General features: G+C 69.6%; 24 protein-coding genes. 8 read left to right on the top strand and 16 right to left on the bottom strand.

Annotated features, from left to right (window positions below):
- Nucleotides 1-452 precede the first annotated feature (452 nt).
- Nucleotides 453-1,508: an anthranilate phosphoribosyltransferase gene (trpD, locus tag DEJ11_RS09295; RefSeq protein WP_111103584.1), complete on the bottom strand. Its 1,056-nt coding sequence runs from the start codon at nt 1,506-1,508 to the stop codon at nt 453-455.
- A gap of 70 nt (nt 1,509-1,578) precedes the next feature.
- Between trpD and ctaE the strand changes: the two genes are divergently transcribed.
- The 5 genes from ctaE (at nt 1,579) to DEJ11_RS09270 (ending at nt 6,961) form a co-directional block, all read left to right on the top strand.
- Nucleotides 1,579-2,217, top strand: coding sequence for an aa3-type cytochrome oxidase subunit III (ctaE, locus tag DEJ11_RS09290; RefSeq protein ID WP_027465617.1), 639 nt, complete (start codon nt 1,579-1,581; stop codon nt 2,215-2,217).
- A 21-nt stretch (nt 2,218-2,238) separates the two neighbouring features.
- Nucleotides 2,239-3,048 carry a cytochrome bc1 complex diheme cytochrome c subunit gene (gene qcrC / locus DEJ11_RS09285; RefSeq protein WP_071403834.1) on the top strand — a complete coding sequence of 270 codons (810 nt, stop codon included), beginning with the start codon at nt 2,239-2,241 and terminating at the stop codon, nt 3,046-3,048.
- A gap of 33 nt (nt 3,049-3,081) precedes the next feature.
- Complete coding sequence (gene qcrA, locus DEJ11_RS09280; protein WP_027465615.1) at nt 3,082-4,146, top strand: cytochrome bc1 complex Rieske iron-sulfur subunit; 1,065 nt, start codon at nt 3,082-3,084, stop codon at nt 4,144-4,146.
- Entirely contained in the window at nt 4,146-5,834 is a 1,689-nt protein-coding gene (qcrB, locus tag DEJ11_RS09275; RefSeq protein WP_071403835.1) for a cytochrome bc1 complex cytochrome b subunit, read from the top strand. The genes qcrA and qcrB overlap by 1 nt, the downstream gene beginning before the upstream one ends.
- Nucleotides 5,835-6,001: 167 nt before the next feature.
- Nucleotides 6,002-6,961: a phosphodiesterase gene (locus tag DEJ11_RS09270; protein WP_111103583.1), complete on the top strand. Its 960-nt coding sequence runs from the start codon at nt 6,002-6,004 to the stop codon at nt 6,959-6,961.
- Nucleotides 6,962-7,482: 521 nt separating this feature from the next.
- On the opposite strand, the gene DEJ11_RS09265 is transcribed toward DEJ11_RS09270, so the two are convergent.
- The 4 genes from DEJ11_RS09265 to DEJ11_RS09250 are packed head-to-tail and all read right to left on the bottom strand — an operon-like array spanning nt 7,483 to nt 11,630.
- Entirely contained in the window at nt 7,483-9,036 is a 1,554-nt protein-coding gene (locus DEJ11_RS09265; protein ID WP_071403837.1) for a stealth family protein, read from the bottom strand.
- A 49-nt stretch (nt 9,037-9,085) separates the two neighbouring features.
- Complete coding sequence (locus DEJ11_RS09260) at nt 9,086-9,517, bottom strand: DUF6804 family protein (protein WP_111030098.1); 432 nt, start codon at nt 9,515-9,517, stop codon at nt 9,086-9,088.
- On the bottom strand, nt 9,517-10,101 hold the full coding sequence (locus DEJ11_RS09255; protein WP_071403838.1) for a GDSL-type esterase/lipase family protein: 585 nt from the start codon (nt 10,099-10,101) through the stop codon (nt 9,517-9,519). The genes DEJ11_RS09260 and DEJ11_RS09255 overlap by 1 nt, the downstream gene beginning before the upstream one ends.
- Nucleotides 10,098-11,630, bottom strand: a complete 1,533-nt coding sequence (locus tag DEJ11_RS09250; protein WP_258375393.1) for an SDR family oxidoreductase — start codon at nt 11,628-11,630, stop codon at nt 10,098-10,100. The genes DEJ11_RS09255 and DEJ11_RS09250 overlap by 4 nt, the downstream gene beginning before the upstream one ends.
- Before the next feature lie 43 nt (nt 11,631-11,673).
- Between DEJ11_RS09250 and deoC the strand changes: the two genes are divergently transcribed.
- From deoC to DEJ11_RS09235, 3 genes are all read left to right on the top strand, one after another.
- On the top strand, nt 11,674-12,405 hold the full coding sequence (gene deoC, locus DEJ11_RS09245; RefSeq protein ID WP_111103580.1) for a deoxyribose-phosphate aldolase: 732 nt from the start codon (nt 11,674-11,676) through the stop codon (nt 12,403-12,405).
- Between the two features lie 178 nt (nt 12,406-12,583).
- Nucleotides 12,584-13,537 carry an ROK family protein gene (locus DEJ11_RS09240; protein ID WP_111030143.1) on the top strand — a complete coding sequence of 318 codons (954 nt, stop codon included), beginning with the start codon at nt 12,584-12,586 and terminating at the stop codon, nt 13,535-13,537.
- Between the two features lie 196 nt (nt 13,538-13,733).
- Entirely contained in the window at nt 13,734-14,306 is a 573-nt protein-coding gene (locus tag DEJ11_RS09235; protein ID WP_181440830.1) for a type IV toxin-antitoxin system AbiEi family antitoxin, read from the top strand.
- A gap of 138 nt (nt 14,307-14,444) precedes the next feature.
- On the opposite strand, the gene DEJ11_RS09230 is transcribed toward DEJ11_RS09235, so the two are convergent.
- From DEJ11_RS09230 to pdxS, 11 genes are all read right to left on the bottom strand, one after another.
- Entirely contained in the window at nt 14,445-16,769 is a 2,325-nt protein-coding gene (locus tag DEJ11_RS09230; protein WP_228513657.1) for a RelA/SpoT family protein, read from the bottom strand.
- 69 nt (nt 16,770-16,838) lie between these two features.
- Complete coding sequence (locus tag DEJ11_RS09225) at nt 16,839-17,186, bottom strand: rhodanese-like domain-containing protein (RefSeq protein WP_111103578.1); 348 nt, start codon at nt 17,184-17,186, stop codon at nt 16,839-16,841.
- Nucleotides 17,186-18,190, bottom strand: coding sequence for a protein translocase subunit SecF (gene secF / locus DEJ11_RS09220; RefSeq protein WP_071403841.1), 1,005 nt, complete (start codon nt 18,188-18,190; stop codon nt 17,186-17,188). The genes DEJ11_RS09225 and secF overlap by 1 nt, the downstream gene beginning before the upstream one ends.
- Nucleotides 18,190-19,941: a protein translocase subunit SecD gene (secD, locus tag DEJ11_RS09215; protein WP_111045997.1), complete on the bottom strand. Its 1,752-nt coding sequence runs from the start codon at nt 19,939-19,941 to the stop codon at nt 18,190-18,192. Before secD ends, secF begins: the two co-directional genes overlap by 1 nt.
- A 91-nt stretch (nt 19,942-20,032) precedes the next feature.
- Nucleotides 20,033-20,434 (bottom strand): preprotein translocase subunit YajC, encoded by a 402-nt coding sequence (locus DEJ11_RS09210; protein WP_051596726.1) that lies wholly within the window; start codon nt 20,432-20,434, stop codon nt 20,033-20,035.
- A 90-nt stretch (nt 20,435-20,524) separates the two neighbouring features.
- Nucleotides 20,525-21,568, bottom strand: coding sequence for a Holliday junction branch migration DNA helicase RuvB (gene ruvB, locus DEJ11_RS09205; protein ID WP_111039335.1), 1,044 nt, complete (start codon nt 21,566-21,568; stop codon nt 20,525-20,527).
- Entirely contained in the window at nt 21,565-22,185 is a 621-nt protein-coding gene (gene ruvA / locus DEJ11_RS09200) for a Holliday junction branch migration protein RuvA (protein WP_111103577.1), read from the bottom strand. Before ruvA ends, ruvB begins: the two co-directional genes overlap by 4 nt.
- Nucleotides 22,182-22,829: a crossover junction endodeoxyribonuclease RuvC gene (ruvC, locus tag DEJ11_RS09195; protein ID WP_035808297.1), complete on the bottom strand. Its 648-nt coding sequence runs from the start codon at nt 22,827-22,829 to the stop codon at nt 22,182-22,184. Before ruvC ends, ruvA begins: the two co-directional genes overlap by 4 nt.
- Before the next feature lie 2 nt (nt 22,830-22,831).
- Nucleotides 22,832-23,599 (bottom strand): YebC/PmpR family DNA-binding transcriptional regulator, encoded by a 768-nt coding sequence (locus DEJ11_RS09190; RefSeq protein WP_017887357.1) that lies wholly within the window; start codon nt 23,597-23,599, stop codon nt 22,832-22,834.
- Nucleotides 23,600-23,718: 119 nt separating this feature from the next.
- Entirely contained in the window at nt 23,719-24,330 is a 612-nt protein-coding gene (gene pdxT, locus DEJ11_RS09185) for a pyridoxal 5'-phosphate synthase glutaminase subunit PdxT (protein WP_111030092.1), read from the bottom strand.
- The gene (gene pdxS / locus DEJ11_RS09180) at nt 24,320-25,240 is read right to left on the bottom strand and encodes a pyridoxal 5'-phosphate synthase lyase subunit PdxS (protein WP_111103576.1); all 921 of its coding nucleotides are present in this window, start codon (nt 25,238-25,240) and stop codon (nt 24,320-24,322) included. The genes pdxT and pdxS overlap by 11 nt, the downstream gene beginning before the upstream one ends.
- Nucleotides 25,241-25,244: the final 4 nt, after the last annotated feature.

Genomic DNA, 25,244 nt, shown 5'->3' with positions numbered 1-25,244 from the left:
TGCGGCTTGCGCGGATGCGGCACGGGATCGCGGACCGCGCACGGTGCGGACTGGAGGCGCGGGGCGGGCCCGCCACGGGCCTCCTGCCCGGTACGGGGTGCCCGGCACGGCACGGCACGGTGCGGGCTTGTTCACCGGGTGCAGCGGTGACTGCCCGGTGCGCGCTCGTGGCGCAGCACCGAGCCGTCAGGCTCGCACCAGCTGACGCACCGCGCACGGTGCGGCTTGCGCGGAAGCGGCACGGGATCGCAGACCGCGCACGGTGCGGACTGGAGGCGCGGGGCGGGCCCGCCACGGGCCTCCGGTCCGGCACGGGGTTACCGGCACGGCACGGTGCGGGTTTGTTGACCGGGTGCAGCGGCAACCGCCTGGTGCGCGCTCGTGGCGCAGCACCGAGCCGTCGTTCTCGCACCGGGTGACGCACCGCGCACGGTGCGCGGGGGCGGCGTGGACTACGCGGCGGGGGCTGCGCCGACCCAATCAGCCAGTTTGCGCGTACCGGCGCCTGAGTCGACCGCCTCGGCGGCGACGACCAGCTGCTCGCGGAAGCGCTGCAGGATCGGCCGGTCGGACTCGTTCGGGTCCTTTGCCAGCCGGAACGAGACGAGGCCGGCCGCGGCGTTCAGCAGGACGATGTCGCGGACGGGTCCGGTCTCTCCCGCGAGCACCCGGTGGACGACGCCGGCGTTGTGCTCGGGGTCGCCGCCGAGCAGGTCCTCCGTGCGTGCCCGGGCGATGCCGAGGTCCCGCGGGTCGAGGTCGTGCTCGGTGACGCGGCCGCCCGTGACCTCCCAGATGTGGCTGTGCCCGGTGGTGGTCAGCTCGTCGAGTCCGTCGTCGCCGCGGAACACGAGGGCCGTCGCTCCGCGCGTCTGGAACACACCCGTGATGATCGGGACGAGGTCGAGCTGGGCGACCCCCACGGCGTTGGCCTCGCACCGTGCGGGGTTGACCAGCGGGCCGAGGAAGTTGAACACCGTCGGCACGCCGATCTCGCGCCGCACCGGGCCTGCGTGGGCGAAACCGGGGTGGAACGCGTTGGCGAAGGCGAAGGTCAGCCCGACACGCCGGAAGGTGTCCGCGACACGCGCGGCGTCCATCGTGAGATCGAGTCCGAGGGCGGCGAGCACGTCGCTCGACCCGGACTTCGACGAGCTGGCCTTGTTGCCGTGCTTGACGACGGGGACCCCGGCGGCGGCGATCACGATGGCCGCCATGGTCGAGATGTTCACGGTGCCGACCACGTCGCCGCCGGTCCCGACGATGTCGAGCGCCATCGGATCGACGTCGAGCGGAACCGCAGCGTCCAGGATCGCGTCGCGGAACCCGACGACCTCGTCGACGGTCTCGCCCTTCGCGCGGAGCGTCACGGCGAAGGCCGCGATCTGTGCCTGGGTGGCGCGCCCGTGCACGATCTCCTCCATGGCCCATGTGGATTGCCTGATCGTCAGGTCCTCGCGCGCCATGAGCGCGCTGATCACTGCTGGCCAAGAAAGTGCGTCAGGCATGGCTCGATCGTAGTGAATTCGAGAGACCCGCCAGTCTCCTGCGAAAACACTGTCGGGGGTTTCGGCCATAATGGAGGACGTGACTAGCACCTCTCTCTCCAGATCAGCCAGCGGTCCGGCCCTCAACAGGCCGAACGCCGTGGCCGTGGGGACGATCGTGTGGCTGGGCAGCGAGGTCATGTTCTTCGCCGGCCTGTTCGCGATCTACTTCACGCTCCGCAGCACGTCCCCTGAGCTCTGGGCGACCGAGACCGCGAAGCTCGAGGTGCCCTTCGCCTCCGTGAACACGATCATCCTGGTGCTGTCCAGCTTCGCCTGCCAGTTCGCCGTGTTCGCCGCGGAGCGCTTCCAGGTGCACCGGACGAGCTGGAACCCGCGCCACTGGGGCATGACGGAGTGGTTCTTCGTCACCTACGCGATGGGTGCGATCTTCGTCTGCGGCCAGATCTTCGAGTACGCCAACCTCTGGCACGAGGGCGTGACGCTCTCCTCCAGCGCATACGGCTCGGCGTTCTACATGACCACCGGGTTCCACGGGCTCCACGTGACCGGTGGCCTCATCGCCTTCCTGCTGACGCTCGGCCGCGGTTTCGCCGCCAAGAACTTCGGCCACAAGGAAGCGACCACCGCCATCGTCGTGTCGTACTACTGGCACTTCGTCGACGTCGTGTGGATCTTCCTCTTCGCCGTCATCTACCTTCTCAAGTAGGAACTGGACACCCCCCAGCACATGTTCAACAGAACCAAGTCCAAGAAGGGCCGCCGTTCACCGATGGCGACCGTGTCGCTCATCGTCGTGGGTCTCATGACCACCGGTGGCGCGTACGCACTGTTCAGCTCCACGGCGAACGCCGACGACAGCACGAACACCGTCGCCGCCTCGAGCCAGTCGCAGGTGAACGAGGGCGAGAAGCTCTTCGCCTCGAACTGCGCCACCTGCCACGGTCTCTCCGCGCAGGGCACGAGCGAGGGCCCGTCCCTCATCGGTGTCGGCGCCGCGTCGGTCGACTTCCAGGTCGGCACCGGCCGCATGCCGATGGCCGCTCAGGGCCCGCAGGCCGAAGAGAAGCCCGCGCAGTTCACGGACGAGCAGGTCGACGCGCTCGCGCAGTACGTCGCCTCCCTCGGCCCCGGCCCGTCGGTCCCCTCCACCGAGCTCACCAACGGTGAGGACGGCGACGCTGCTGAAGGCGCCGAGCTGTTCCGCATCAACTGCGCCATGTGCCACAACGTGGCCGGCGCCGGCGGTGCGCTGACCGAGGGCAAGTACGCCCCGAACCTCGAGACGGTCTCCGGCAAGCACATCTACGAGGCCATGCTCACCGGTCCGCAGAACATGCCGGTCTTCAACGACCTGAACCTGACGCCGGAGCAGAAGGCCGACATCATCACGTACCTCAAGTACGTGCAGGACAACAAGTCCCCCGGTGGCTTCGCACTCGGCTCCCTGGGGCCGGTCGCCGAGGGTCTGTTCATCTGGATCTTCGGACTCGGCGCGGTCGTCGCGATGACCGTCTGGCTGACCGCGAAGTCCAACTGATCGTCCGTGTCGAACGACACTGAAGGGAACACCATGGCAGAGCACGACGACGAGACGCTGAACTCGTCCTCGGCTGTCGAGAAGCACGGCACGACCACCTCCCCCGGGATCGCGGTCCTCCCCGTCGACCCGTTCGAGAACCCGGGCGAGCCGCCGCACCGCCCGCGTCGCACCGACGTCGACCCGAAGAAGCAGCGTCTGGCCGAGCGCCAGGTCGCCGCGTACTTCTACCTGTCGATCGTCGGCAGCGTGCTGTCGATCGCGGCGTACGTCGCCTTCCCGATCGACCCGAGCGACTTCGGGACGGTCCGCACCGCGAACCTCTTCCTGGGCCTGTCGATCGCCCTCGCGCTCCTCGCCCTCGGCCTCGGCGCCGTCTACTGGTCGAAGTCCCTGGTCGTCGACCGTGAGATCACCGAGCTCCGCCACGGCACCCGCGGCACCGACGCGACCCGCGCCAAGGCGGTCGAGGCGTTCCAGCTCGCCGACAAGGAGTCGGGCTTCAGCCGTCGCAAGCTGATCCGCAACTCGATGATCGGCGCCCTGGCCGCGTTCCCGCTCCCCGGCATCGTCCTGGTCCGTGACCTCGCTCCGGCCGAGGACCCCAACGAGCTGCTCCGCCACACCTTCTGGAAGCAGGGCCTGCGCCTGACGAAGGACCCGACGGGTCTGCCGATCAAGGCCTCCGACGTCACCATCGGTTCGGTGTTCCACGTCATCCCCGAGGGCATGCTCGAGTCCGAGCACATGCTGGAAGAGAAGGCCAAGGCCTCCGTCCTCCTCATGCGTCTCGACCCGAAGGACCTCAACCCGTCCAAGGGCCACGAGAACTGGGGCTACGACGGCATCGTCGCGTACTCCAAGATCTGCACCCACGTCGGTTGCCCCGTCGCGCTCTACGAACAGCAGACGCACCACCTGCTGTGCCCGTGCCACCAGTCCACCTTCGATGTCTCGAACAACTGCGAGGTCATCTTCGGTCCGGCAGCACGCCCCCTCCCCCAACTTCCGATCGCGATCGACGACGACGGCTACCTGGTTGCCCAGAGCGACTTCCACGAGCCGGTCGGACCGTCCTTCTGGGAGCGTGAACGCTGATGACCAGCACCACCACCACCGCACCGAACACGTCGACGAACAAGCCGGCGCCGGAGCGTGGATCCCGCATCATCGGCGGGGTCGCCAACTACATCGACGAGCGCACCAGCATCTCGGGCCTCGTCAAGGAAGTCGGCCGCAAGATCTTCCCGGACCACTGGAGCTTCATGCTCGGCGAGGTGGCGCTGTACAGCTTCGTCGTCGTGCTGCTCTCCGGGACCTTCCTGACGTTCTTCTTCCAGGCGTCCATGACCGAGGTCGTCTACAACGGCTCGTACGTCCCGCTCAAGGGCGTGGCGATGTCGACGGCCCTGCAGTCCACGCTCGACATCTCGTTCGACATCCGCGGCGGGCTCTTCGTCCGCCAGGTCCACCACTGGGCAGCCCTGCTGTTCGTGGCGTCGATCATGCTGCACATGGCCCGCGTGTTCTTCACCGGCGCCTTCCGCAAGCCGCGTGAGCTCAACTGGGTCTTCGGCTTCCTGCTCTGGGTCCTCGCCATGGCCGAGGGCTTCACCGGCTACTCGCTCCCCGACGACCTGCTCTCCGGAAACGGTCTGCGGATCATCGTCGGCATGATCGAGGGTGTCCCGGTGATCGGCGTCTGGATCGCCTACCTGCTGTTCGGTGGCGAGTTCCCGGGGACCGACATCGTCGGCCGCCTGTACACGCTGCACATCCTGCTGCTGCCGGCGATCCTCGTCGCGGTGCTCGGTGTCCACCTCGTGCTCGTCGTGATCAACAAGCACACGCAGTTCGCCGGTCCGGGCAAGACCAACGAGAACGTCGTCGGTGTCCCGATCCTCCCGGCGTTCGCCGCGAAGGCCGGTGGGTTCTTCTTCATCGTCGCGGGCATCCTGGCCCTCATCGCGTCGCTGTTCACGATCAACCCGATCTGGAACTACGGCCCGTACGACCCCTCCCCGGTGTCCGCCGGTACCCAGCCCGACTGGTACATCGGCTTCGCCGACGGCGCGCTCCGACTGGTCCCGCCGCACTGGGAGGTCGTGTGGTTCGGCTACACGGTGTCGTTCAACATCCTGGCGCCGATCGCGGTCCTGGTGCTGCTCATCCTGGCGATCCTGCTCTACCCCTTCATCGAGGCGTGGGTCACGGGCGACAAGCGTGAGCACCACATCCTCGACCGCCCGCGCAACGCCCCGACGCGCACGGCGTTCGGTGCCGCTGGCATCACGCTCTACGCCAGCCTCTGGGCAGCAGCCTCGTCGGACATCATCGCGACGCACTTCCTGGTGTCGATCGAACACGTGATCCACGTGATCCAGGCAACGACGGTCCTCGGTCCGTTCATCGCCTTCTGGATCACGAAGCGTGTCTGCCTCGCCCTCCAGAAGAAGGACCGCGAGATCGTCCTGCACGGCTACGAGTCGGGCCGCATCGTCCGACTCCCCCACGGCGAGTACATCGAGGTGCACGAGCAGCTCGACGAGTACGAGCGCTGGAAGCTCCTGCAGTTCAACGAGTACAAGCCGCTGATGATCCGCCCGAACGCCAAGGGCAAGATCACGGGTCTGCAGAAGGTCCGCGCTGGCGTCTCCCGCTTCTTCTTCGAAGACCGCATCGAACCGGTCTCGAAGGCAGAGCTCGAGGCAGCACACGCCGCGCACCACGGCCCGAACCTCGAGGGCGGCCACCAGGCTCCCCAGGTCGGCCCCGGCGATCACTGATCGGTAGCGCACGAAGCAACCCCCGTCACGAAGTGGCGGGGGTTTCTTCGTGCACAGGGCAACACGCCGCCCCCAGTTCACGGCTGGTTCACTCTCGCGTGCTGGACTCGTCCAGGACGGTGTGGCAACGTGTTGCACCACGCATCCGCCAACGGAATGAGACCCCGATGGACAGCCGGACGGCCGAACACCCCAGGCCGAACCACTTCCTCCTCCACCTCAGCGACACGCACCTCGTCTCCGGGGACCGCGACCTGTACGGCGATGTCGACTCCGCCGCTCGGCTCACGCAGATCGTCGCGGACATCGAAGCTTCGGGCACGCGTCCCGAAGCGATCGTCGTCACCGGCGACGTGGCCGACAAGGGCGAGCCGGGAGCGTACGCCCGTGTCCGCGAGATCCTCGAACCGGCCGCGCAGCGCATCGGTGCACAGGTCATCTGGGCCATGGGCAACCACGACGAGCGCGGTGCCTTCCGCCAGGAGCTCTTCGGCCTGCAGCCCACCGACCGCCCGGTCGACTTCGTCTACGACGTCAACGGTCTCCGCGTGATCACCCTGGACACGAGCGTGCCGGGTCACCACCACGGTGAGGTCTCCCCCGAGCAGCTCGACTGGCTCGCCGAGGTCCTGTCCGAGGCCGCGCCGCACGGCACCATCCTCGCGATGCACCACCCGCCGGTGCCGAGTGTCCAGGACCTCACCGTCCTCGTCGAGCTCCGCGACCAGCAGGCCCTGGCCGAGGTCGTCGAGGGCAGTGACGTCCTCGCCATCATCGCCGGGCACCTGCACTACTCCACCAGTGCGGTGTTCGCCGGCATCCCGGTGTCCGTCGCCAGCGCCACCTGCTACACCCAGGACCTCACGGAGTTCCAGGGCGGCACCCGCGGACGAGACGGTGCGCAGTCGTTCAACCTCGTGCACGTCTACGGCCACAACGTCGTGCACTCGGTCGTCCCGATCGGGCACTACGCCACCGTCGGAGAGCCCGTCTCCGCGCTCGAGACCGAGGCGAAGCTCGCGGCGCACGGCGTGACGATCCCCGCGGCCGTCGAGCCGGCACCGGTCACCTCGAGCATCCCGGTGTTCACGCTCGACTCGGTGCCCGTCTCCCCCATCCACCGGTAGCCCCGCGCACTCCGAGTGCAGAAGAGGTCGGGTCTGCCATGCGGACCCGACCTCTTCTGCTCACCAAGCGTTGGCGCGTGCGGTCACGACTCCCCGTCAGTGCGCGGCGAGTGGTCACGTTCCGTCGGCTGGCGGCTCGGCAATCAACAGTTTGTGACCGCTCGGCGGGCAGTCAACGGGGTGTCTTGACCGCGCGGCGTCGTGTACGTCCCGACGGCACGCCCGACGGTCGGGAGGCCCGTGGCGGGGTCGACTCGCGCCTCCCGGCCCGCGGGGTGGTCGCGACTCACCGCGGGTGCTGCGTCGCGTGGTCACGTTCTGTTGGTTGCGGGAGGCGGAGGCGACGGGCTGTGACCGCTCGGCGTGGGTGTGGCGGGGAGTCGTGACCGGTCGGCGTGCGGTGACGTGCGAACCAGCTGGCTGGGTTCCGGCGCCGGGCTCGCAGGCTCGCCCGGAGCGCCCCAGCAGGCCGCTGGCGCGTCCTGAGCGCTGGGACGCTCCCAGCAGGCCGCTGGCGCGTCCTAAGCGCTGGGGCGCTCCCACGGCGCAGGGAACGGGAAGTAGCGCTCCAGGAAGCCCGTCACGCGCTGCGTGCGCTCTTCGTCGCTGACCTCGGGGAAGCTGCCGTCGTTGAGGCAGAAGAAGTCCACGTTCCGCTTCTTCAAGAGCTCGTCGAGGGCCTTGAGTCCGGAGACCATGGTCGTGTCGATGTACCCGACGGCCGCGTTCTCCTGGATGATCGCCCGACCGGTGAGCAGCGAGTAGTAGTGGTACAGCGAGTTCGTCACCGAGATGTTGTCGGCGGCTCGGAAGCGGGACGCCGCAGTGGCCGCGAACTCGTCGGCGAACTCGTGCTCCATCTCGGTCATGATCGAGGCGCGCAGGGGCGTCGGGGCGTGCTCGAGGTGCCGGGTGGTCACCGCACCGAAGCGCTGCTGCAGCAGGCGACGGTTCACGCGGGCGGAGTTCTCGAAACCGCTGCGTGCCGGGTTGTTGGAGCCGAGGCCGATCCGGGTCGACGCGAGGATGAACTTCGTGACCGATCCCGGGCTGTAGAACACCGAGGGGTCGACGAGGCGCCCGAAGAACATGTCGTCGTTCGAGTAGATGAAGTGCTCGCTGATGCCCGGGATGTGGTGCAGCTGCGACTCGACGGCCTGCGAGTTGTGCGTCGGCAGCACGGAGGGGTCTGCGAAGAACTCCTCGCTGCGGACGATCCGGACCTTCGGGTGCTCGGCGAGCCAGTGCGGCGCGGGGGAGTCCGTCGCGATGTAGATCTGGCGGATCCACGGTGCGAAGGTGTGCACCGAGCGGAGCGCGTACTTCAGCTCGTCGATCTGGCGGAACCGGGCCGGGGCGTCGTCGCCCTCGCCCAGGACGGCGTTCGACTGTGCGGCCTGGCGGGCGCGCTGGTACTCGATGGCGTTGCCGTCGACCCACGAGAAGACGATGTCGATCGGGAACCGGATGTCCGAGACGTGGTCGTCGAACATGTGCTCGACGGTGCGCCAGGTGCGGCCGTAGCGTTCGATGTCGACGAGGACGAACTCGTCGATCGGCAGGCTGCGACGCATCAGGGCGTTCTCGACGGGTGCGAGGACCTCGATGTCGGTGACGCGCCAGAACTCGAGCTGGACGCTCGTCTCTGCTCCGTAGCGCAGGCGTCCGAGGGGTTCGAGCCGCGGGCGGAACACGCGGAGCACGGGTTCCTCGACGGAGCCGAGTCCGTCGTCCTGCACGAGCACGGCCGGCTTGCCCGGGGGCTTCGCGTAGAAGGGCTCGTTGACGGCCGCGGACATCACGGCGCTCTCGGCGCGCTGACGGTCGCGCTCGTCGAGGGCGATCACCGGGCGCTGGTCGTTGCCGCGGATGAGCAGGTGGTCGACGTCAGCCGCGGTGAGCGCGTCGTCGAGGAACAGCAGGTCCTCGATCATCGACTGCTGCGGCGTGAGGTGTCCGTTGATCAGGGTCAGTCGCCCCTTGCGGACGACGACGTCGGATCGGTCGAGACCGCCGGAGGACGGTCGAGGGTTCAGCAGAGGACTCTCGGTCACCGGCTCGGTCTCGTCGTTCATCCATGCCCTTCGGGTCGTGCGGTCGGGTCCTGTACCCGACCTGCCGATCCTACCGTCCGTCCGACTCGCGGGGCACCTTGACCACGATGCCCACCACGATGAACAGCGCGGCGGCCACCAGCTGCAGTGCCGCCCACACCTGTCCGGGGATGGGCACCGTGACGAGCGGGTTCCAGCACACGGCGACGGCGGCCATGAGCAGGGCGGCCCACCAGACCTTCCCGCGCACGCTGAAGACGAGCACGATCAAGGCGAGCACCGTGACGCCCCAGCGGGCGAAGACGAAGCCCGACGAGTCGACGATGGCGACGCAGGCCAGCAGCACGATCGCCGCGATCATCGACGGCGCCAGCGCGGGGCGGGTGAAGGGCGGCGTGGTGCGGGCACCGTTGACGGGTGCGGCGGCTGCGGGTCGCGGGGACCCTGCGGGCACGCCGTGCTGGGACGACCCCACCGGGGGCCGCCCCTTGCGTGCGGCCATCAGTCCGCGGAGCCGTCGAGGTCGATCGCCTGGATCGACCGCGACATCGGCGGCAGGTCGCGGACGCGCTCGAGCGCCGGCACCAGCTCACCGACCAGCGCGCGGTAGCCGTCCTCGGTCAGGTGCAGGCCGTCCTCGGTGAAGCGGGCGTCCAGGTGGTCGCCGTCGGCCAGGGCGGGCCAGGCGTCGAGGTACTGCGCGTGGCACGTGGCGACGAACTGACGGAGGTGCCGGTTGGCCTGCTCGATCTTCGTGGCGTACTCGGCTTGCCGGGGCAGGATCGACACGAGCAGCAGGCGCACGCCCGGCAGCTCGCGGCGGAGCGTGACCAGGATGGTCTCGACGTTGCGGACCACGTGCTCGGCGCTGGCGCGGTGGTTGCCGAAGTCGTTCGTGCCGATGAGCAGCACGATCACCTCGGGCTGTTCGGCGACGACGGCGTCGAGGCGCGTCAGTACACCGTCGGTCGTGTCGCCACCGATGCCCTGGTTCAGCGTGTGCTCGTCGGGGAGCCAGGTGTCCCAGTCGCCCTGTTCGGTGATGCTGTCCCCCAGGAAGAGGACGGGGCTGCGGTCGTCGGTCATGCTGCCTCCTCGTGCGCCGGCTCGGGGGTCCCGGTCTGCTGCGTCCGGTTGCGCTGCGTGGACTCGGTGTGGTCGGACTCCCGCTCGGCGGCGGCGGTGATGCGCTCGACCATACCGGGGAAGATGACGCCGTGGAACGGCAGGATGCCGTACCAGTACAGCCGCCCGGCCAGGCCCTGCGGGAAGTAGATGGCCCGCTGGTGGTAGTCGCTGCCGCCGTCGGGGTTCGGTGTGACGGTCATCTCGAGCCACGCACGACCGGGCGACTTGAACTCGGCGCGGAGCCGCAGGTACCGGCCGCGCTCGAGTCGTTCGACGCGCCACCAGTCGAGCGCGTCGCCCTGCTCCAGGCGCTGCTGGTCACGCCGGCCGCGGTTCAGGCCGACACCGCCGGCGATCTTGTCCATCCAGCCGCGGGCGACCCAGGCGAGCGGGAACGAGTACCAGCCGTTGTCGCCGCCGATCGACTCGACGACGCGCCAGACGTCCTCGGCGGATGCACTGGAGTGCCGCTTCCGGTCGTCGACGTAGACCGTGTGCCCGGCCCAGTCGGGATCGTTCGGCATCGGGTCGGCCGAGGCGCTCGAGAGCGTCGCGCTGCGCCAGCTCGTCTGCACCTGGCCGGTGCGCATCTTGTTGAGCGCGAGGCGGACGGCCCGACGGTACGACGTGAGGCCGCCCTCGGGCTGCGGCACGACGTCGTCGATGTCGTGCTCGCGCTGCACGCACTCGAACTGCAGCGACTCGATGATCGGCGTCGCGAGCTTGCGCGGGATCGGGGTGACGGCGTTGAACCAGTGCGCGGCGAGGCGCGGGGTGAGCACCGGCAGGACCGTGATCGGGCGCTGGGGCAGCTTCGCCTCGACCGCGTAGCCGTTCAGCATCTGGCCGTACCGCAGGACGTCGGGGCCGCCGATGTCGAAGGTGCGGTTGACGTCGGCGGGGACGTCGAGCGCGGCCACCAGGTAGTACAGGACGTCGCGGACCGCGATCGGCTGGATGTGGTTGCGGACCCAGCGCGGCGCGGGCATCCACGGCAGGACGTCGGTCAGGTGCCGGATCATCTCGAACGAGGTGCTGCCCGAGCCGATCACGACCCCGGCCTGGTACGCCACCGTCGGAACGCCCGAGCCGAGGAGGATCTCCCCCACCTCCTTGCGGCTGCGGAGGTGCTTCGACAGCTCGCCTTCCGGGTGCAGCCCGCCCAGGTAGACGAACCGGCTGACGCCGGCCGCCTTCGCTTCGCGTGCCATGGTCTCGGCGGCCTCGCGCTCGGCCGACTCGAAGTCGCCGTCGGCCCCCATCGCGTGGGCGAGGTAGTAGACCGCCTCGATCCCGTCGACGGCGGCGCGCACCGCCTCGGCGTCCTGGAGGTCGCCCTCCGCGACGTCGACCTCACTGCTCCACGGGACGTCCTGGAGCTTCCGGGGGTTGCGCACGAACACCCGGACGGAGTGGCCGGCTTCGAGGAGACGAGGGACGAGACGACCACCGATGTACCCGGTGGCGCCGGTGACGAGGACCTGCATGCCCTGCACGCTACGCGGCACGCCTGACGGGTAGGCTTGCCGGGTGGACAACGCAGCCTTCCCCGTCACCGTCGATGCCGTCCGTGGCCTCATCGACCACGCGATCCTGAAGCCCGAACTCACCCGCGCGGACGTCGACGCCCAGCTCGACGAAGCCGCCGCCCACCGCGTCTTCAGCGTCTGCGTCCGTCCGAGCGACGTCGCCCACGCCGTCGAGCGCCTCACGGGCACCGGCGTCGGCGTCGGCACCGTGATCGGCTTCCCGCACGGCACCACGTCCACCGCGGCGAAGGTCGCCGAGTCGCTGCAGGCCCTGGCCGACGGCGCGTTCGAGCTCGACATGGTGCAGAACATCGGCGCGGCGAAGTCGGGTGACTGGCAGCGCGTCGAGCAGGACGTCCGCGCGGTCGTCGACGCCGCCGGCGACACCGTCGTCAAGGTGATCCTCGAGACCGCGTTCCTGACCGACGACGAGATCGTCGCGGCCTCGCGTGCGGCACAGACCGCTGGCGCCGCCTTCGTGAAGACCTCGACCGGGTTCGCCGGCGGTGGCGCGACGGCCGAGCACATCGCCCTGATGCGCCGCACGGTCGGTGCCGACACCGGCGTGAAGGCCTCCGGCGGCGTCCGCGGCCTCGACACGCTGCTCGAGATGGTCGAGGCGGGCGCGAACCGCATCGGCACGAGCGCCTCGGCCCGCATCCTCGACGAGGTCGCGCACCGCGCCGAGACGGGCGTCGCGTCGGCGCTCGGCGACGACACGACGTCCTACTGACCCACGGGGCTGACCCACGGCGGTGAGCCCACCCGGCTGAGCCAGCCCAGCTGAGCCAGCCCAGCTGAGCCAACCCACGCACCCAGCACGACCCACCACGACCAGGCCGGTGCCCACCGGACGCGACGACGCGTCGGCGACCCGCACCGTGCCTCCAGACCGCCGCATCGGAGCGCGCATGTCCAGCACCGCACCCCAGTCCCCCGCCCTCGCTCTCGCCGTCGACCTCGGCGGCACGAAGGTCGAGGCCGCGCTCGTCACCGACCAGGGTGTCGTGCTGCCGGCGACCCGGTTCCGCAGCCCCACCGGGCCGCAGCGCACCTCGGACGAGCTGCAAGCCGCCGTCGACGAGGTCGTCACCGCCGCGCTCGGCGCGCTGCCCGCCGACGCGACGCTCGTGGGTGTCGGCGTCGGCTCCGCCGGCCCGGTCGACGAGGAGCACGGTCTCGTCTCCCCGCTCAACATGCCGGTCTGGCGTGGCCACCCGCTGCGCGACCGGATCGCGGCGCTCGTGCCGGACGACGTCCCGGTGACGCTCCGCATGGACGGCCTGGCGATCACCCTCGCCGAGCACTGGGTCGGCGCGGCCCAGGGCTACGAGCACGTCATGGGCATGATCGTCTCCACCGGCGTCGGCGGCGGGCTCATCCTGCACGGTCGCACCGTCAGCGGACCGACGGGCAACGCCGGCCACATCGGACACGTCGAGTGCGGCGGCTACGACGACCCCTGCGCCTGCGGCGGCACCGGTTGCCTCGAGGCGATCGCCAGCGGCCCGAAGACCGTGGCCTGGGCACGTCGTCAGGGCTTCACGGGCACGACCGGCGAGGAGCTCTCGGCCGCGTACGCCGCCGGCGACGAGATCGCCGTCGCCGCGATCCAGCGGAGCGGTCGCGCCCTCGGGCAGGCCATCGCCGCCGCCACGAGCCTGGTCGACCTCGAGATCGTCGCCATCGGTGGCGGGTTCTCGCACGTCACGCCGGACCTGTTCGAGTACGCCCGGCAGGCCGTGGCGGAGCGTGTCGAGTTCGGGTTCGTCACGAAGGTGCAGATCGTGCCGACCGGGTTGTCCCAGGACGGTCCGCTCATCGGTGCCGCGGCGCTCGTGCACCGCGCCGACGTCCTGCGCTGAGCGCGCGCCTCGCGTCGGGCCGGGCCCGATCCGGTGCGCGGCCGTCGGCTGGTCGCGTCGTCGAAGCGGCCCACGCCGTGGAGGTGACCGGCGACGGCCTGGAGGCGCGGTGCGGGCCCGCCACGGGCCTCCCGGTCGGTGCGTGGCTTGTCCACAGGCCTGTCGGTCGCGTGCGCAGGTCGGGCAGGATGTGCGGGTGCCCCGCCCACGACTGCTGACCAGTGACGACTGGCCGGAGCCCGAGCTGCGTGCGGCGGTCCTGGCCGGTGAGCTGGTCGCCGTCGGTCCCTGCTGGGCCTCCCCCGCTGAGCCGCAGACGCCGTCGTTGCGCGCCGCCGCTGCCGCCTGGGTCCTGCGGGACGCGCGCCTGATCGCCTGCACGCTGACCGCCGCGTGGATCTGGGGTGCGGTGTCCCGGCCGCCGGCGCCGCTCGAGGCCTGCATCCCGCCGCAGGTGCGCGTGCACGTCGGGCCGGACGTGCGCCTGCGAGAGGTCCGGATCCACGTCGACGACACCGTCGAGCGCTCGCGGCTGCGGGTCACGGTACCGGCGCGGACTGCGATTGACCTGCTGCGGACGCCGGGCCCCTCGGCCGGTGTGTTCGGGGAAGCCGAGGCGGCGGCCGTGCACGGGCTGCTCGCGATCGGGGCGGTCACGGCCGACGAGCTGCGGACGCGCCTGAGGTCGCTCGGGACGATCCCCATGGTGCGGCAGGCCGAGCGGCGGTTGCGGGGGCTGCAGGGCGCGGCTGGGGGTGCTGTGCGGTAGGGGTTGCGCGCTGGGTGCGGGCGCGGGCGGTCAGGACACCCCGCTCACGTCCGCCGAGTGGTCACGAACCGTCGGTTGGCAGGGCCGCAGGCGACAGTTCGTGACCGGTCGACGGACGGGCCGCGCGGGGCCGTGCCGCTAGCCGGCGCTGACGCGGTAGACGTCGTAGACGGCGTCGATGCGTCGCACCGCGTTGAGCACGCGGTCGAGGTGGATGGTGTCGCCCATCTCGAACACGAACCGGCTGAGCGCGAGACGGTCGGACGAGGTCGACACCGTCGCGGACAGTATGTTCACGTGGTGGTCGGTCAGCACCCGGGTGACGTCGCTGAGCAGGCCCGACCGATCGAGCGCCTCGATCTGGATCTGCACGAGGAACACCGACTTCGACGACGGGGCCCACTCGACCTCGATCATCCGGTCGGGTTCGTTCATGAGCGACTTCACGTTGGTGCACGACGACTGGTGCACGGAGACACCCTGGCCGCGGGTGATGAAGCCCACGATCTGGTCGCCCGGCACCGGCGTGCAGCACTTCGCGAGCTTCACGAGGATGTCGGGCGCACCGCGGACCAGCACGCCGCTGTCGCTCGTGCGCAGCTGCCGACTGGTGACCTGGCGCGGGAACGCGAGTTCGGGTTCGTCCGTCTCGGTCTCGGTCTGGACGTTGCCGAGGACCTTCTCGATCACCGACTGCGTCGAGACGTGGCCCTCGCCGATGGCGGCGTAGAGGGCGGAGACGTCCTCGTACCGCATCGACGAGGCGACCTCGGCGATGCTGTCCTGGCTCATGATGCGCTGGAGCGGCAGGTTCTGCTTGCGCATCGCCCGGGCGATGGCGTCGCGACCCTGCTCGATCGCCTCTTCGCGGCGCTCCTTGGTGAACCACTGCTTGATCTTGTTGCGCGCGCGGGGGCTGCGGACGAACTGCAGCCAGTCCTGCGAGGGACCGGAGTCGGGGTTCTTTGACGTGAAGATCTCGACGACGTCGCCACTGGACAGCTGGCTCTCGAGCGGGACCAGGCGGCCGTTGACCTTCGCACCCATCGTGCGGTGGCCGATCTCGGTGTGCACGGCGTAGGCGAAGTCCACCGGGGTGGCTCCCGCGGGGAGCCCGATGACCTTGCCCTGCGGCGTGAAGACGTAGGTCTCCTTGGCGCCGATCTCGTAGCGCAAGGAGTCGAGGAACTCGCCCGGGTCGCTGGTCTCGGCCTGCCAGTCGGTGATGTGGGCGAGCCACGCCATGTCCTGGTCGTCCGTCGTCGACGAGGTACCGGCGTCACGGCCGGCAGCGCGCTGCTTGTACTTCCAGTGGGCGGCGACACCGAACTCGGCGCGCTGGTGCATCTCGTGCGTGCGGATCTGGATCTCGACCGCACGGCCCTGCGGTCCGAGCACCGTGGTGTGCAGCGACTGGTACAGGTTGAACTTGGGGGTCGCGATGTAGTCCTTGAAGCGACCGGGCAGCGGGGTCCAGCGGGCGTGCACCGAGCCGAGCATGGCGTAGCAGTCGCGCACGGTCGGCACGAGCACGCGGATGCCGACGAGGTCGTAGATCTCGTCGAACTCGCGACCCCGCACGATCATCTTCTGGTAGATCGAGTAGTACTGCTTCGGCCGACCCATGACGTCGCCGCGGACCTTGGCGGCCTTCAGGTCCTTCTTCAGGGTCCCGATGACGTTCTGGACGAACTGCTCGCGCTTCGGCTGGCGTTCCTTGACCAGGCTGTCGATCTCGACGTAGAGCTTCGGGTGGAGGACGGCGAACGACAGGTCCTCGAGCTCGAGCTTGATCATTTGGATGCCGAGCCGGTGCGCGAGCGGCGCGTAGATCTCGAGCGTCTCCTTCGCCTTGCGTGTGGCGGAGGTCGACTCGACGAAGCCCCACGTGCGGGCGTTGTGCAGGCGGTCGGCGAGCTTGATGACGAGGACGCGGATGTCCTTCGACATGGCGATGACCATCTTGCGGACGGTCTCGGCCTGGGCGCTGTCGCCGTACTTGACCTTGTCGAGCTTCGTGACGCCGTCGACGAGCATCGCGATCTCGTCGCCGAAGTCGGCCCGCAGCTGATCGAGCTGGTAGTCGGTGTCCTCCACCGTGTCGTGCAGGAGCGCAGCCGCGATGGTGATCGTGCCGATGCCGAGGTCGGCCAGGATCTGCGCGACCGCGACCGGGTGCGTGATGTACGGCTCACCGGACTTGCGCTTCTGCCCGTCGTGCGCGCGCTCGGCGACCGAGTAGGCCCGCTCGATGAGCGTCACGTCGGCCTTGGGGTGGTGCGAGCGGACCGTGCGGATCAGTGTGTCCACGGCGCCGGCCGGCTGGGCGCGCGAGAACAGGCGCGGCAGCAGCGAGCGGAGGGAACCGAGGTTGCCGGTGGTGTTCGGACCGATCGGGCTCGAGGGCCGCGGGGCGGAACCCGGGCGGCTCGGCGCGGACGGCTCTTCGCGGGTGTCCGTCATGATGCGCCTCCCAGGACTCGGTCCGAGAGCTCGATCCGAGCTCGATCCGACAAGACTACGCGTCCCCGGTCAGTGCCCGTGACGCGGTTCGCCCTGGGCGTCGCGCTCCACCGGTGCCCCCGCCTGCTCCCAGGCGAGCATGCCGCCGGAGAGGTTGACGGCCGGGACCCCCGACTGCTCGAGCGCCGCGACGATGCGCGACGAACGGCCGCCGGAGTGGCAGACGATGATGGCCGGCTGGTCGCCGCCGTTGATCTCCTGCCAGCGGTCGACGAACTCCGACATCGGCACGAGCGTGGCCTGGGGAGCGTGGACCTCGTCCCACTCCCCCTGCTCACGGACGTCGAACAGGCGGGCTCCGGCGTCGATGCGGCGCTGGGCCTCGGCGACGTCGATCTCCTGGATCTCGATGGGCATCAGACGTTCGCCTCCGCTGCGTCGACCTCACGCCGGCGCTTCTCGGCCGCCGCGGTCTTCTTGGCGTCCGACTCCTTGATCTTCGGCTCGTTCTCCCGCAGCTGCGCGTACATCGGCGACGCGATGAAGATCGTCGAGTAGGTGCCGACGATGATGCCGATGAACAGCGCGAGGGAGATGTCGCGCAGGGTGCCGGCGCCGAGCACGTACGACCCGATGAAGAGGATCGCTGCGACCGGCAGCAGTGCCACGACCGACGTGTTGATCGATCGGACGAGGGTCTGGTTGACCGCGAGGTTGACCGACTGCTTGAACGTCCGGATGGATTCCTGCGCGGTGTTCTCACGCACCTTGTCGAAGACCACCACGGTGTCGTAGAGCGAGTACCCGAGGATCGTCAGGAAGCCGATGACCGCCGCGGGCGTGACCTCGAGCCCGACGATGCCGTACACACCGGCCGTGATGAGCAGGTCGTGCAGCAGCGCCGCCATCGCGGACAGTGACATCTTCCAGGTGCGGAAGTACAGGGTCATGAAGACCGCGGCGAGGGCGAGGAAGATCACGAGACCACGGATGGCCTGCGCGAGCACGTCGGCACCCCACGTCGCGCCGATGAAGGTCGCGGCGACCTGGCTCTCCGGGACGTCGTAGGCCTTCGCCAGGGCGTCCTGCACCTCGGTCGTCTGACGGTCGGTGAGCTGCCCGGTCTGCACGCGGATGCCGTGCGTGCCGAGCTGCGAGACGCGCGGGATCGACTCCGGGACGACGTCCTCGACGGTCTCGGTGGCGATGTTCTGGTCGAGCGTCTTGACGTCGGAGATCGTGAACTCCGAGCCGCCGGTGAACTCGATGCCGAGCTGGTACCCGCCACGGAGCCACGGGGTGACCAGGGAGATCAGGATCATCGCGAGGGCGATGAGGTACCAGGTCTTCCGGCGCCCGATGATGTCGTACGACCGCTTCCCCGTGTAGAGGTCGCTGCCGAACTGGCTGAAGCTGGCCATCAGTCGTCCTTCCCGTCCGGCGTCGAGCCGTTGTCGCCGGAGGCCTGCTGGGCCTTCCGCTCCGCGATCGTCTGTCGGCGCTGTGCCTCACCGGCACTGCGCTGGCGCTTGCCGTCCACGACGGGTGCGCGGAACTGCGCGCGCCCCCGGTAGACGGCACCGAGTGCTGCCGGGTCGAGACCGCTGAACCGGTGCCCCTCGCCGAAGAACCGGCTGCGGGCGATGAGCTGCATCATCGGGTGGGTGAAGAGCGCGACCACCACGATGTCGATGAGTGTCGTGAGGAGCAGCGTGAACGCGAAGCCCTTCACGTCGGCGACCGCGAGCACGTAGAGCGTCACGGCGGCCAGGAAGTTCACCGCGTCGGACGCCAGGATCGTGCGGAGGGCACGCTTCCAGCCGGACTCGACCGCGCTCTCGAGGGCACGGCCGTCACGGAGTTCGTCACGGATGCGCTCGAAGTAGACGATGAACGAGTCCGCCGTGATGCCGATGGCGACGATGAGACCCGCCACACCCGCCAACGAGAGGCGGTAGTCGACGCGCCACGACATGATCGCGATCACCAGGTAGGTGAGCACGGCGGCGATCCCGAGCGACAGCACCGTGACGAACGCCAGGGCTCGGTACTGGATGACCGAGTAGATGATCACCAGGATCAGACCGATCAGACCGGCGATGAGGCCACCGATGAGCTGCGCGGTGCCGAGTGTCGCCGAGATGTTCTCGTTCGACTGCACCTGGAAGTTGATCGGCAGCGCACCGTACTTGAGCTGGTCGGCGAGGGTCTTGGCAGACTCGGCGGTGAAGTTCCCGCTGATCTGCGCCTTGCCGTTGGTGATCGCCGAGTTCGTCGTCGGGGCTTCGATCACCGTGCCGTCGAGCACGATCGCGAACTGGTTCTGCGGCTGCTGGAGCGACACGAGACGGTTCGTGACGGTGCGGAAGTCCTTCGAACCCTCGCCGTTGAACGTCAGGTTGACGGCCCACTGGCCGGTCGACGTGCCCTGCGAGTCGGTGGCGAGACCCGAGGTGGCGTTGCTGACGTCGGCTCCGAGGACCTCGACCGGACCGAGGATGAACTTCGCCGCGCCCGTCTGGTCACAGGTGACGAGGGGCTCGTCATCGGGTGCCGCGGTGATGTCGTCCGGCGCTGCACAGTTGTAGTTGGTGTACAGGTCCTGCAGCTTCGGCGTGACCCAGTTCAGGTCGCTCGCGTTCGACGGCTTCGCGCTCGGCGTCGCGGCGAGCGATGCCGGGGGCGAGTAGGGAGTCGGCGACGCGGTGCCCTTGCCGTCGCCACCGACGGCCGAGCTCGATGCGGCCTCGGTGAAGAGCACCGGGCGGAAGGTCAGCTTGGCTGCGGCCTCGATGCGGTCGATCGTGGCCTTGTCGGGGCGACCCGGGATCGAGACCACGATGTTGTTCGCGCCCTGGGTGTTGATCTCGGACTCGGAGACACCGGTGGCGTCGATGCGCTGGCGGATGATGTTCACCGCCTGCTGCAGCTGCTGCGAGGTGACGGAGTCGCCCTCGGTGTTCTGCGCCGCGAGGGTCAGCTGTGTGCCGCCCTGCAGGTCCAGAGCCAGCTCCGGCACCCAGCTCGCGCCCTGGTACCACTTGTCGGTGTCGTCCTTCGAAGAGCCGGCGAGGACCGACGCGGCGGTGTTCACGCCGGCGAGGATCGCCATCAGGATCACCAACCAGGTGAGCGAGCGCAGCGCCTTCTTGACGGGTGTCGATCGTGCCACCGGTCGTCTCGTCTTTCTGTTCAGGACCGTCGGCACACCGTGCGACGGCAGAGGGAAGCCGCCGGGTCAGACGACCCGGCGGCCGAGGGCGTCAGTCGTCGGACTTGCGCTTCGTGGCGTCGGTCTCGTCGACCCGGTCGGTGTCGACCCGCTCGCCGTACACCGGCTCACCGTTGAGCTCGGCCACCGGCTTCGGCTCGTCCTCGGTGGTCGTGGTGGTCTCGACGTCGGACGCGTTGTCGTCGACGACGCGCGACAGGGTCTGGCGGTGCACGGTGACGATGGTCCCCGGTGCGATCTCGACGTCAGCGGTGACCTTCTCCTCGTTCACGGAGAGGAGCGTGCCGTAGAGGCCGAAGGACAGCATGACCTTGGCGCCCGGGACCATCTTGTCCACGAGTTCGGCCTGCTGCTTCTTGCGCTTGCGGCTGTTGTAGAACATGAAGGCCGCGAACGCCACGACGATGACGATGAGGATGACTTCTTGACCCATGATGCGTTGCCTTCTCTGGTTGCTCGGTTTCGGGCCGTAGCAGTCTAGGGCACGCCGGTGTCCGTGGCATGTCACTCGACTGATCGGCGTTCAGTCGTCGGTGTCCTGGTCGTCGAAGAGCCCCGGCTGCCCGCCGTCGGCCTGTCCCGGGGTGAGACCGAGGTGCCGCCAGGCACGTGGTGTGGCGATGCGCCCACGGGGCGTGCGCGTCACGAGACCGACCCGGACGAGGAACGGTTCAACGACCGACTCGATCGTCTCGGACTCCTCGCCGACGGAGACGGCGAGGGTGTTCAGACCGACCGGCCCCCCGTCGAACCGGGTCAGCATGATCTCGACCACGGCCCGGTCGAGCCGATCGAGCCCGAGTTCGTCGACGTCGTACAGGTCGAGTGCACCCTGGACCGCGGCCATGCCGTCGGTGGTGCGGTGCACGAGGGCGTAGTCGCGCACCCGGCGGAGCAGGCGGTTCGCGATGCGCGGGGTGCCGCGGGAGCGTCCGGCGATCTCGCGCAGGGCGGTCCGGTCGATGTCGAGTTCGAGCAGGTGGGCCGCACGGATCAGGACCTGCTCGAGCTCGTCCTTCTCGTAGAACTCGAGGTGGGCGGTGAAGCCGAAGCGGTCGCGCAGCGGGTTCGGCAAGAGGCCAGCCCGGGTGGTGGCGCCGACGAGCGTGAACGGTGCGAGGTCGAGCGGGATGCTCGTGGCACCCGCACCCTTGCCCACCATCACGTCGATGCGGAAGTCCTCCATCGCCAGGTAGAGCATCTCCTCTGCCGAGCGGGCCATGCGGTGGATCTCGTCGATGAACAGCACTTCGCCCGGGACCAGGGACGACAGCACGGCGGCGAGGTCACCGGCGTGCTGGATCGCCGGGCCGCTCGACATGCGCAGCGGTCGCCCGGTCTCGTGCGCGACGATCATCGCGAGCGTGGTCTTGCCGAGGCCGGGAGGACCCGCCATCAGGATGTGGTCGGGCGTGCGCTCCTGCATGCCTGCGGCCTTGAGGAGCAGGTCGAGCTGCCCGCGCACCTTGCGCTGCCCGACGAACTCGTCGAGCGAGCGGGGGCGGAGCGCGCCTTCGAACGCGAGTTCCTCCGGCGACTCGGCGCCGGCGGACGTGATGCCGCTCACCGGCCGGCTGCCGCGGGTCGGAGTGCACCGAGGGCGGCACGGAGCAGGGCCTGGGTGCCCATCGCGGCGGCACCGGGCTCGTTGGCGACGGCGTCGTCGACCGCGGACTGTGCCGCGTCCTCGCGCCAGCCGAGGCCGATGAGCGCCGAGACGACGTCGACCGCGGCGGGGTGCACTGCGGTCCCCCGTGCTGCCGCGACCACGGCTGCCTGCTCGAAGGCCACGAGCTTGCCGGAGAGCGCGACGATGATGAGCTTGGCGGTCTTCGGGCCGATGCCGGAGACCTTGCGGAAGGCACCGTCGTCCTCGTTCGCGACGGCGTTCGCGATCTGCGCCGGGTCCATGTGGGCCAGGACGCCCATCGCGGACTTCGGGCCGAGGCCGGACACGCCGCGCAGCAGGTCGAACACCTGCAGGGCGTCGGTCGACTCGAACCCGAAGAGCAGGTGCTCGTCCTCGCGCACGATCATGGCGGTCCGCACGAACACCTCGGACCCGTGGCGCATCGTCAGCGCGTGCGCGGGGGTCACGGTGACGGCGTACCCGACTCCCCCGACCTCGATCACCACGGCCGAACCGGCGATGTCGATGCAGGTGCCCCGGAGACTCGCGATCATGCTCCGAGCCTAGGGCCGCCCACCGACGACGCCGACCTGCCACGCTGCGGGCGGGCCGCGGCGGCGGCCGCACGGGCCAGCGGCGAGTCGACGGTGCCGCCCTGGGCGTCCCGCCAGGCACGCTGTGCCGGGGTGAGGTTCGTGGCACGCGAGCCGGCGGCGTCGGGTGATCCGAGCCTCCAGGCATGGCACACGGCCAACGCGAGCGCGTCGGCGGCGTCGGCCGGCTTCGGGGCCTCGTCGAGACCGAGCACGCGCGCGATCATGGTCTGCACCTGACGCTTGTCGGCGTTGCCGTAGCCGGTGACGGCGGCCTTGACCTCGGACGGGGTGTGCAGGCCGACGGGCAGGCCGCGGGCGGCCGCGGCGTGCAGCGCCAGGCCGGCCGCCTGCGCGGTCCCCATCACGGTGCGGACGTTCGCCTGCGCGAACACCCGCTCGACGGCGACCGCATCCGGGTGGTGCTCGTCGATCTCGGCGGCGATGCCGTCGGCGATGCGGAGCAGCCGCTGTTCGAGCGGCATGTCCGGCGGGGTGCGCACGACCGTCACGTGGACGAGCCGTGCGCGCCGGTTCGGTGCGACCTCGACGACGCCGACGCCGCACCGGGTGAGCCCGGGGTCCACCCCGAGCACACGGAGCACGGTTACTCGCCCTCGTCCTCGTCGAGCTCGGCCTGGACGTCCGCGGGGATGTCGAAGTTCGAGTAGACGTTCTGCACGTCGTCCGAGTCCTCGAGCGCGTCGATCAGGCGGAACACCTTGCGGGCGGTCTCGGCGTCGACCGGGACCTTGAGGCCGGGCACGAACTCGGCGTCGGCGGAGTCGTAGTCGATGCCGGCGTCCTGCAGGGCAGTGCGGGCGGCGACCAGGTCGCTCGCCTCGGTGATGATCTCGAAGCCGCCACCCTGGTCGATGACGTCCTCGACACCGGCGTCCAGCACAGCGGTCATCACGGTGTCCTCGTCGAGGCCGTCGGTCTTCGTGACCGAGATGACGCCCTTGCGCGAGAAGTTGTAGGCGACGCTGCCCGGGTCGGCCATGGTGCCGCCGTTGCGCGACATCGCCGTCCGGACCTCGGCCGCAGCACGGTTCTTGTTGTCCGTGAGGCACTCGATGAGCATCGCGACGCCGTTCGGGCCGTAGCCCTCGTACATGATCGTCGTGTACTCGATGGTCTCGCCCGTGAGACCGGCACCGCGCTTGACGGCGCGGTCGATGTTGTCGTTGGGGACCGAGGTCTTCTTCGCCTTCTGCACGGCGTCGACCAGGGTCGGGTTGCCGGACATGTCGGCACCGCCCATCTTCGCGGCGACCTCGATGTTCTTGATCAGCTTGGCGAACGACTTGGCACGGCGCTGGTCGATGACCGCCTTCTTGTGCTTGGTCGTTGCCCACTTGGAATGCCCGGACACGGTTCTCCTTGCGTCTTGCGGAAAGTCCCGCTCAGTTTAGCGGCCCTGTGGGCCGAACACCGGCCTGGAGGCGCGGCGCGGCTTTCGTCCCGTCGGTGCGGCGGGTGGACGGTCACGCCTCAGGCGCTGCGCACCAGGTCGAGGAACCGGCGGTGGAAGCGGTCCTCGCCGGCGACCTCGGGGTGGAACGCACTCGCGATGACGTTGCCCTGCTGCACGGCGACGACCTGGCCGTCGGGCAACGCACCGAGGACGTGGACGTCGTCGCCGCGCTGCTCCACGACGGGGGCCCGGATGAACACCGCGTGCACCGGGGCCTCGCCCAGGTCGGGCATCGGGATGTCGATCTCGAACGAGTCGTTCTGCGCACCGAACGCGTTGCGGCGCACGGTGGTGTCGAGCACGTCGAGGGTCTGCTGGCCGCTGATGCCGTCGGTGATCCGCGACGACAGCATGATCATGCCGGCGCAGGTGCCGTAGGTGGGCAGGCCACCGCGGATCGCGTCGGCGAGGGGCTCGGCGACGCCGAACGCGCGGGACAGCTTGTCCATCACGCTCGACTCGCCCCCGGGGATCACGACGCCGTCGAGGGTCTCGATCTCCTCGGGGCGACGGAGCGGCACCACGTCGGCGCCGAGCTCGGTCAGCGAGGCGATGTGCTCACGGAAGTCACCCTGCAGCGCCAGGACCCCGATGCGGGGCCGAGCGCCGCTCGTCGGACTACCAGCCACGCTCGGCGAGGCGGTGCGGTGCGGGGACGTCGGCGACGTTGATGCCGACCATTGCCTCGCCCAGACCACGGGACACCTCGGCGATGACCTTGGGGTCGTCGTGGAAGGTCGTCGCCTTGACGATCGCGGCGGCACGCGCTGCCGGGTCGCCGGACTTGAAGATGCCGGAACCGACGAAGACACCGTCGGCGCCGAGCTGCATCATCATCGCGGCGTCGGCCGGGGTGGCGACACCACCGGCGGTGAAGAGGACGACGGGGAGCTTCCCGGTGCGGGCGACTTCCTGCACGACGTCGATCGGGGCCTGGAGCTCCTTGGCGGCGACGTAGAGCTCGTCCTCACGCAGGTTGCGGAGCGCCGCGATCTCCTTGGTGATGGTGCGGATGTGCTTGGTGGCCTCGGACACGTCGCCCGTGCCGGCCTCGCCCTTGGAACGGATCATGGCCGCGCCCTCGGTGATGCGTCGGAGCGCCTCGCCCAGGTTGGTGGCACCGCAGACGAAGGGGGTGGTGAACTTCCACTTGTCGATGTGGTTGAGGTAGTCGGCCGGCGACAGCACCTCGGACTCGTCGATGTAGTCGACACCGAGCTCCTGCAGCACCTGCGCCTCGACGAAGTGGCCGATGCGGGCCTTCGCCATGACGGGGATCGACACCGCAGCGATGATCTCCTCGATCATCGAGGGGTCGGACATGCGGGCGACGCCGCCCTGCGCACGGATGTCAGCGGGGACGCGCTCGAGGGCCATGACGGCGGTCGCACCGGCTTCTTCCGCGATGCGGGCCTGCTCGGCGTCGACGACGTCCATGATCACGCCGCCCTTGAGCATCTCGGCGAGTCCGCGCTTGACGCGGTCGGAGCCGGTGATCGAGGTGCCAGGGGTGCCGGAGGTGCTGGTGCTGTCGCTCATGATG

The organism is Curtobacterium sp. MCLR17_058 (assembly GCF_003234705.2).
Lineage (GTDB): Bacteria > Actinomycetota > Actinomycetes > Actinomycetales > Microbacteriaceae > Curtobacterium > Curtobacterium flaccumfaciens.
This window is presented reverse-complemented; position numbering and strand designations above follow the sequence as displayed.

Bases quoted from the DNA above. Each gene is read 5' to 3' on its own strand.
- DEJ11_RS09225 (WP_111103578.1), bottom strand. From the start codon at position 17,186: ATGCCCATCGAGATCCAGGAGATCGACGTCGCCGAGGCCCAGCGCCGC.
- qcrA (WP_027465615.1), top strand. From the start codon at position 3,082: ATGGCAGAGCACGACGACGAGACGCTGAACTCGTCCTCGGCTGTCGAG.
- DEJ11_RS09265 (WP_071403837.1), bottom strand. From the start codon at position 9,036: ATGAACGACGAGACCGAGCCGGTGACCGAGAGTCCTCTGCTGAACCCT.
- DEJ11_RS09210 (WP_051596726.1), bottom strand. From the start codon at position 20,434: ATGGGTCAAGAAGTCATCCTCATCGTCATCGTCGTGGCGTTCGCGGCC.
- DEJ11_RS09270 (WP_111103583.1), top strand. From the start codon at position 6,002: ATGGACAGCCGGACGGCCGAACACCCCAGGCCGAACCACTTCCTCCTC.
- pdxS (WP_111103576.1), bottom strand. From the start codon at position 25,240: ATGAGCGACAGCACCAGCACCTCCGGCACCCCTGGCACCTCGATCACC.
- DEJ11_RS09230 (WP_228513657.1), bottom strand. From the start codon at position 16,769: ATGACGGACACCCGCGAAGAGCCGTCCGCGCCGAGCCGCCCGGGTTCC.
- qcrC (WP_071403834.1), top strand. From the start codon at position 2,239: ATGTTCAACAGAACCAAGTCCAAGAAGGGCCGCCGTTCACCGATGGCG.
- DEJ11_RS09240 (WP_111030143.1), top strand. From the start codon at position 12,584: ATGTCCAGCACCGCACCCCAGTCCCCCGCCCTCGCTCTCGCCGTCGAC.
- DEJ11_RS09260 (WP_111030098.1), bottom strand. From the start codon at position 9,517: ATGGCCGCACGCAAGGGGCGGCCCCCGGTGGGGTCGTCCCAGCACGGC.
- trpD (WP_111103584.1), bottom strand. From the start codon at position 1,508: ATGCCTGACGCACTTTCTTGGCCAGCAGTGATCAGCGCGCTCATGGCG.
- DEJ11_RS09250 (WP_258375393.1), bottom strand. From the start codon at position 11,630: ATGCAGGTCCTCGTCACCGGCGCCACCGGGTACATCGGTGGTCGTCTC.
- secF (WP_071403841.1), bottom strand. From the start codon at position 18,190: ATGGCCAGCTTCAGCCAGTTCGGCAGCGACCTCTACACGGGGAAGCGG.
- qcrB (WP_071403835.1), top strand. From the start codon at position 4,146: ATGACCAGCACCACCACCACCGCACCGAACACGTCGACGAACAAGCCG.
- ctaE (WP_027465617.1), top strand. From the start codon at position 1,579: ATGGAGGACGTGACTAGCACCTCTCTCTCCAGATCAGCCAGCGGTCCG.
- DEJ11_RS09255 (WP_071403838.1), bottom strand. From the start codon at position 10,101: ATGACCGACGACCGCAGCCCCGTCCTCTTCCTGGGGGACAGCATCACC.
- ruvA (WP_111103577.1), bottom strand. From the start codon at position 22,185: ATGATCGCGAGTCTCCGGGGCACCTGCATCGACATCGCCGGTTCGGCC.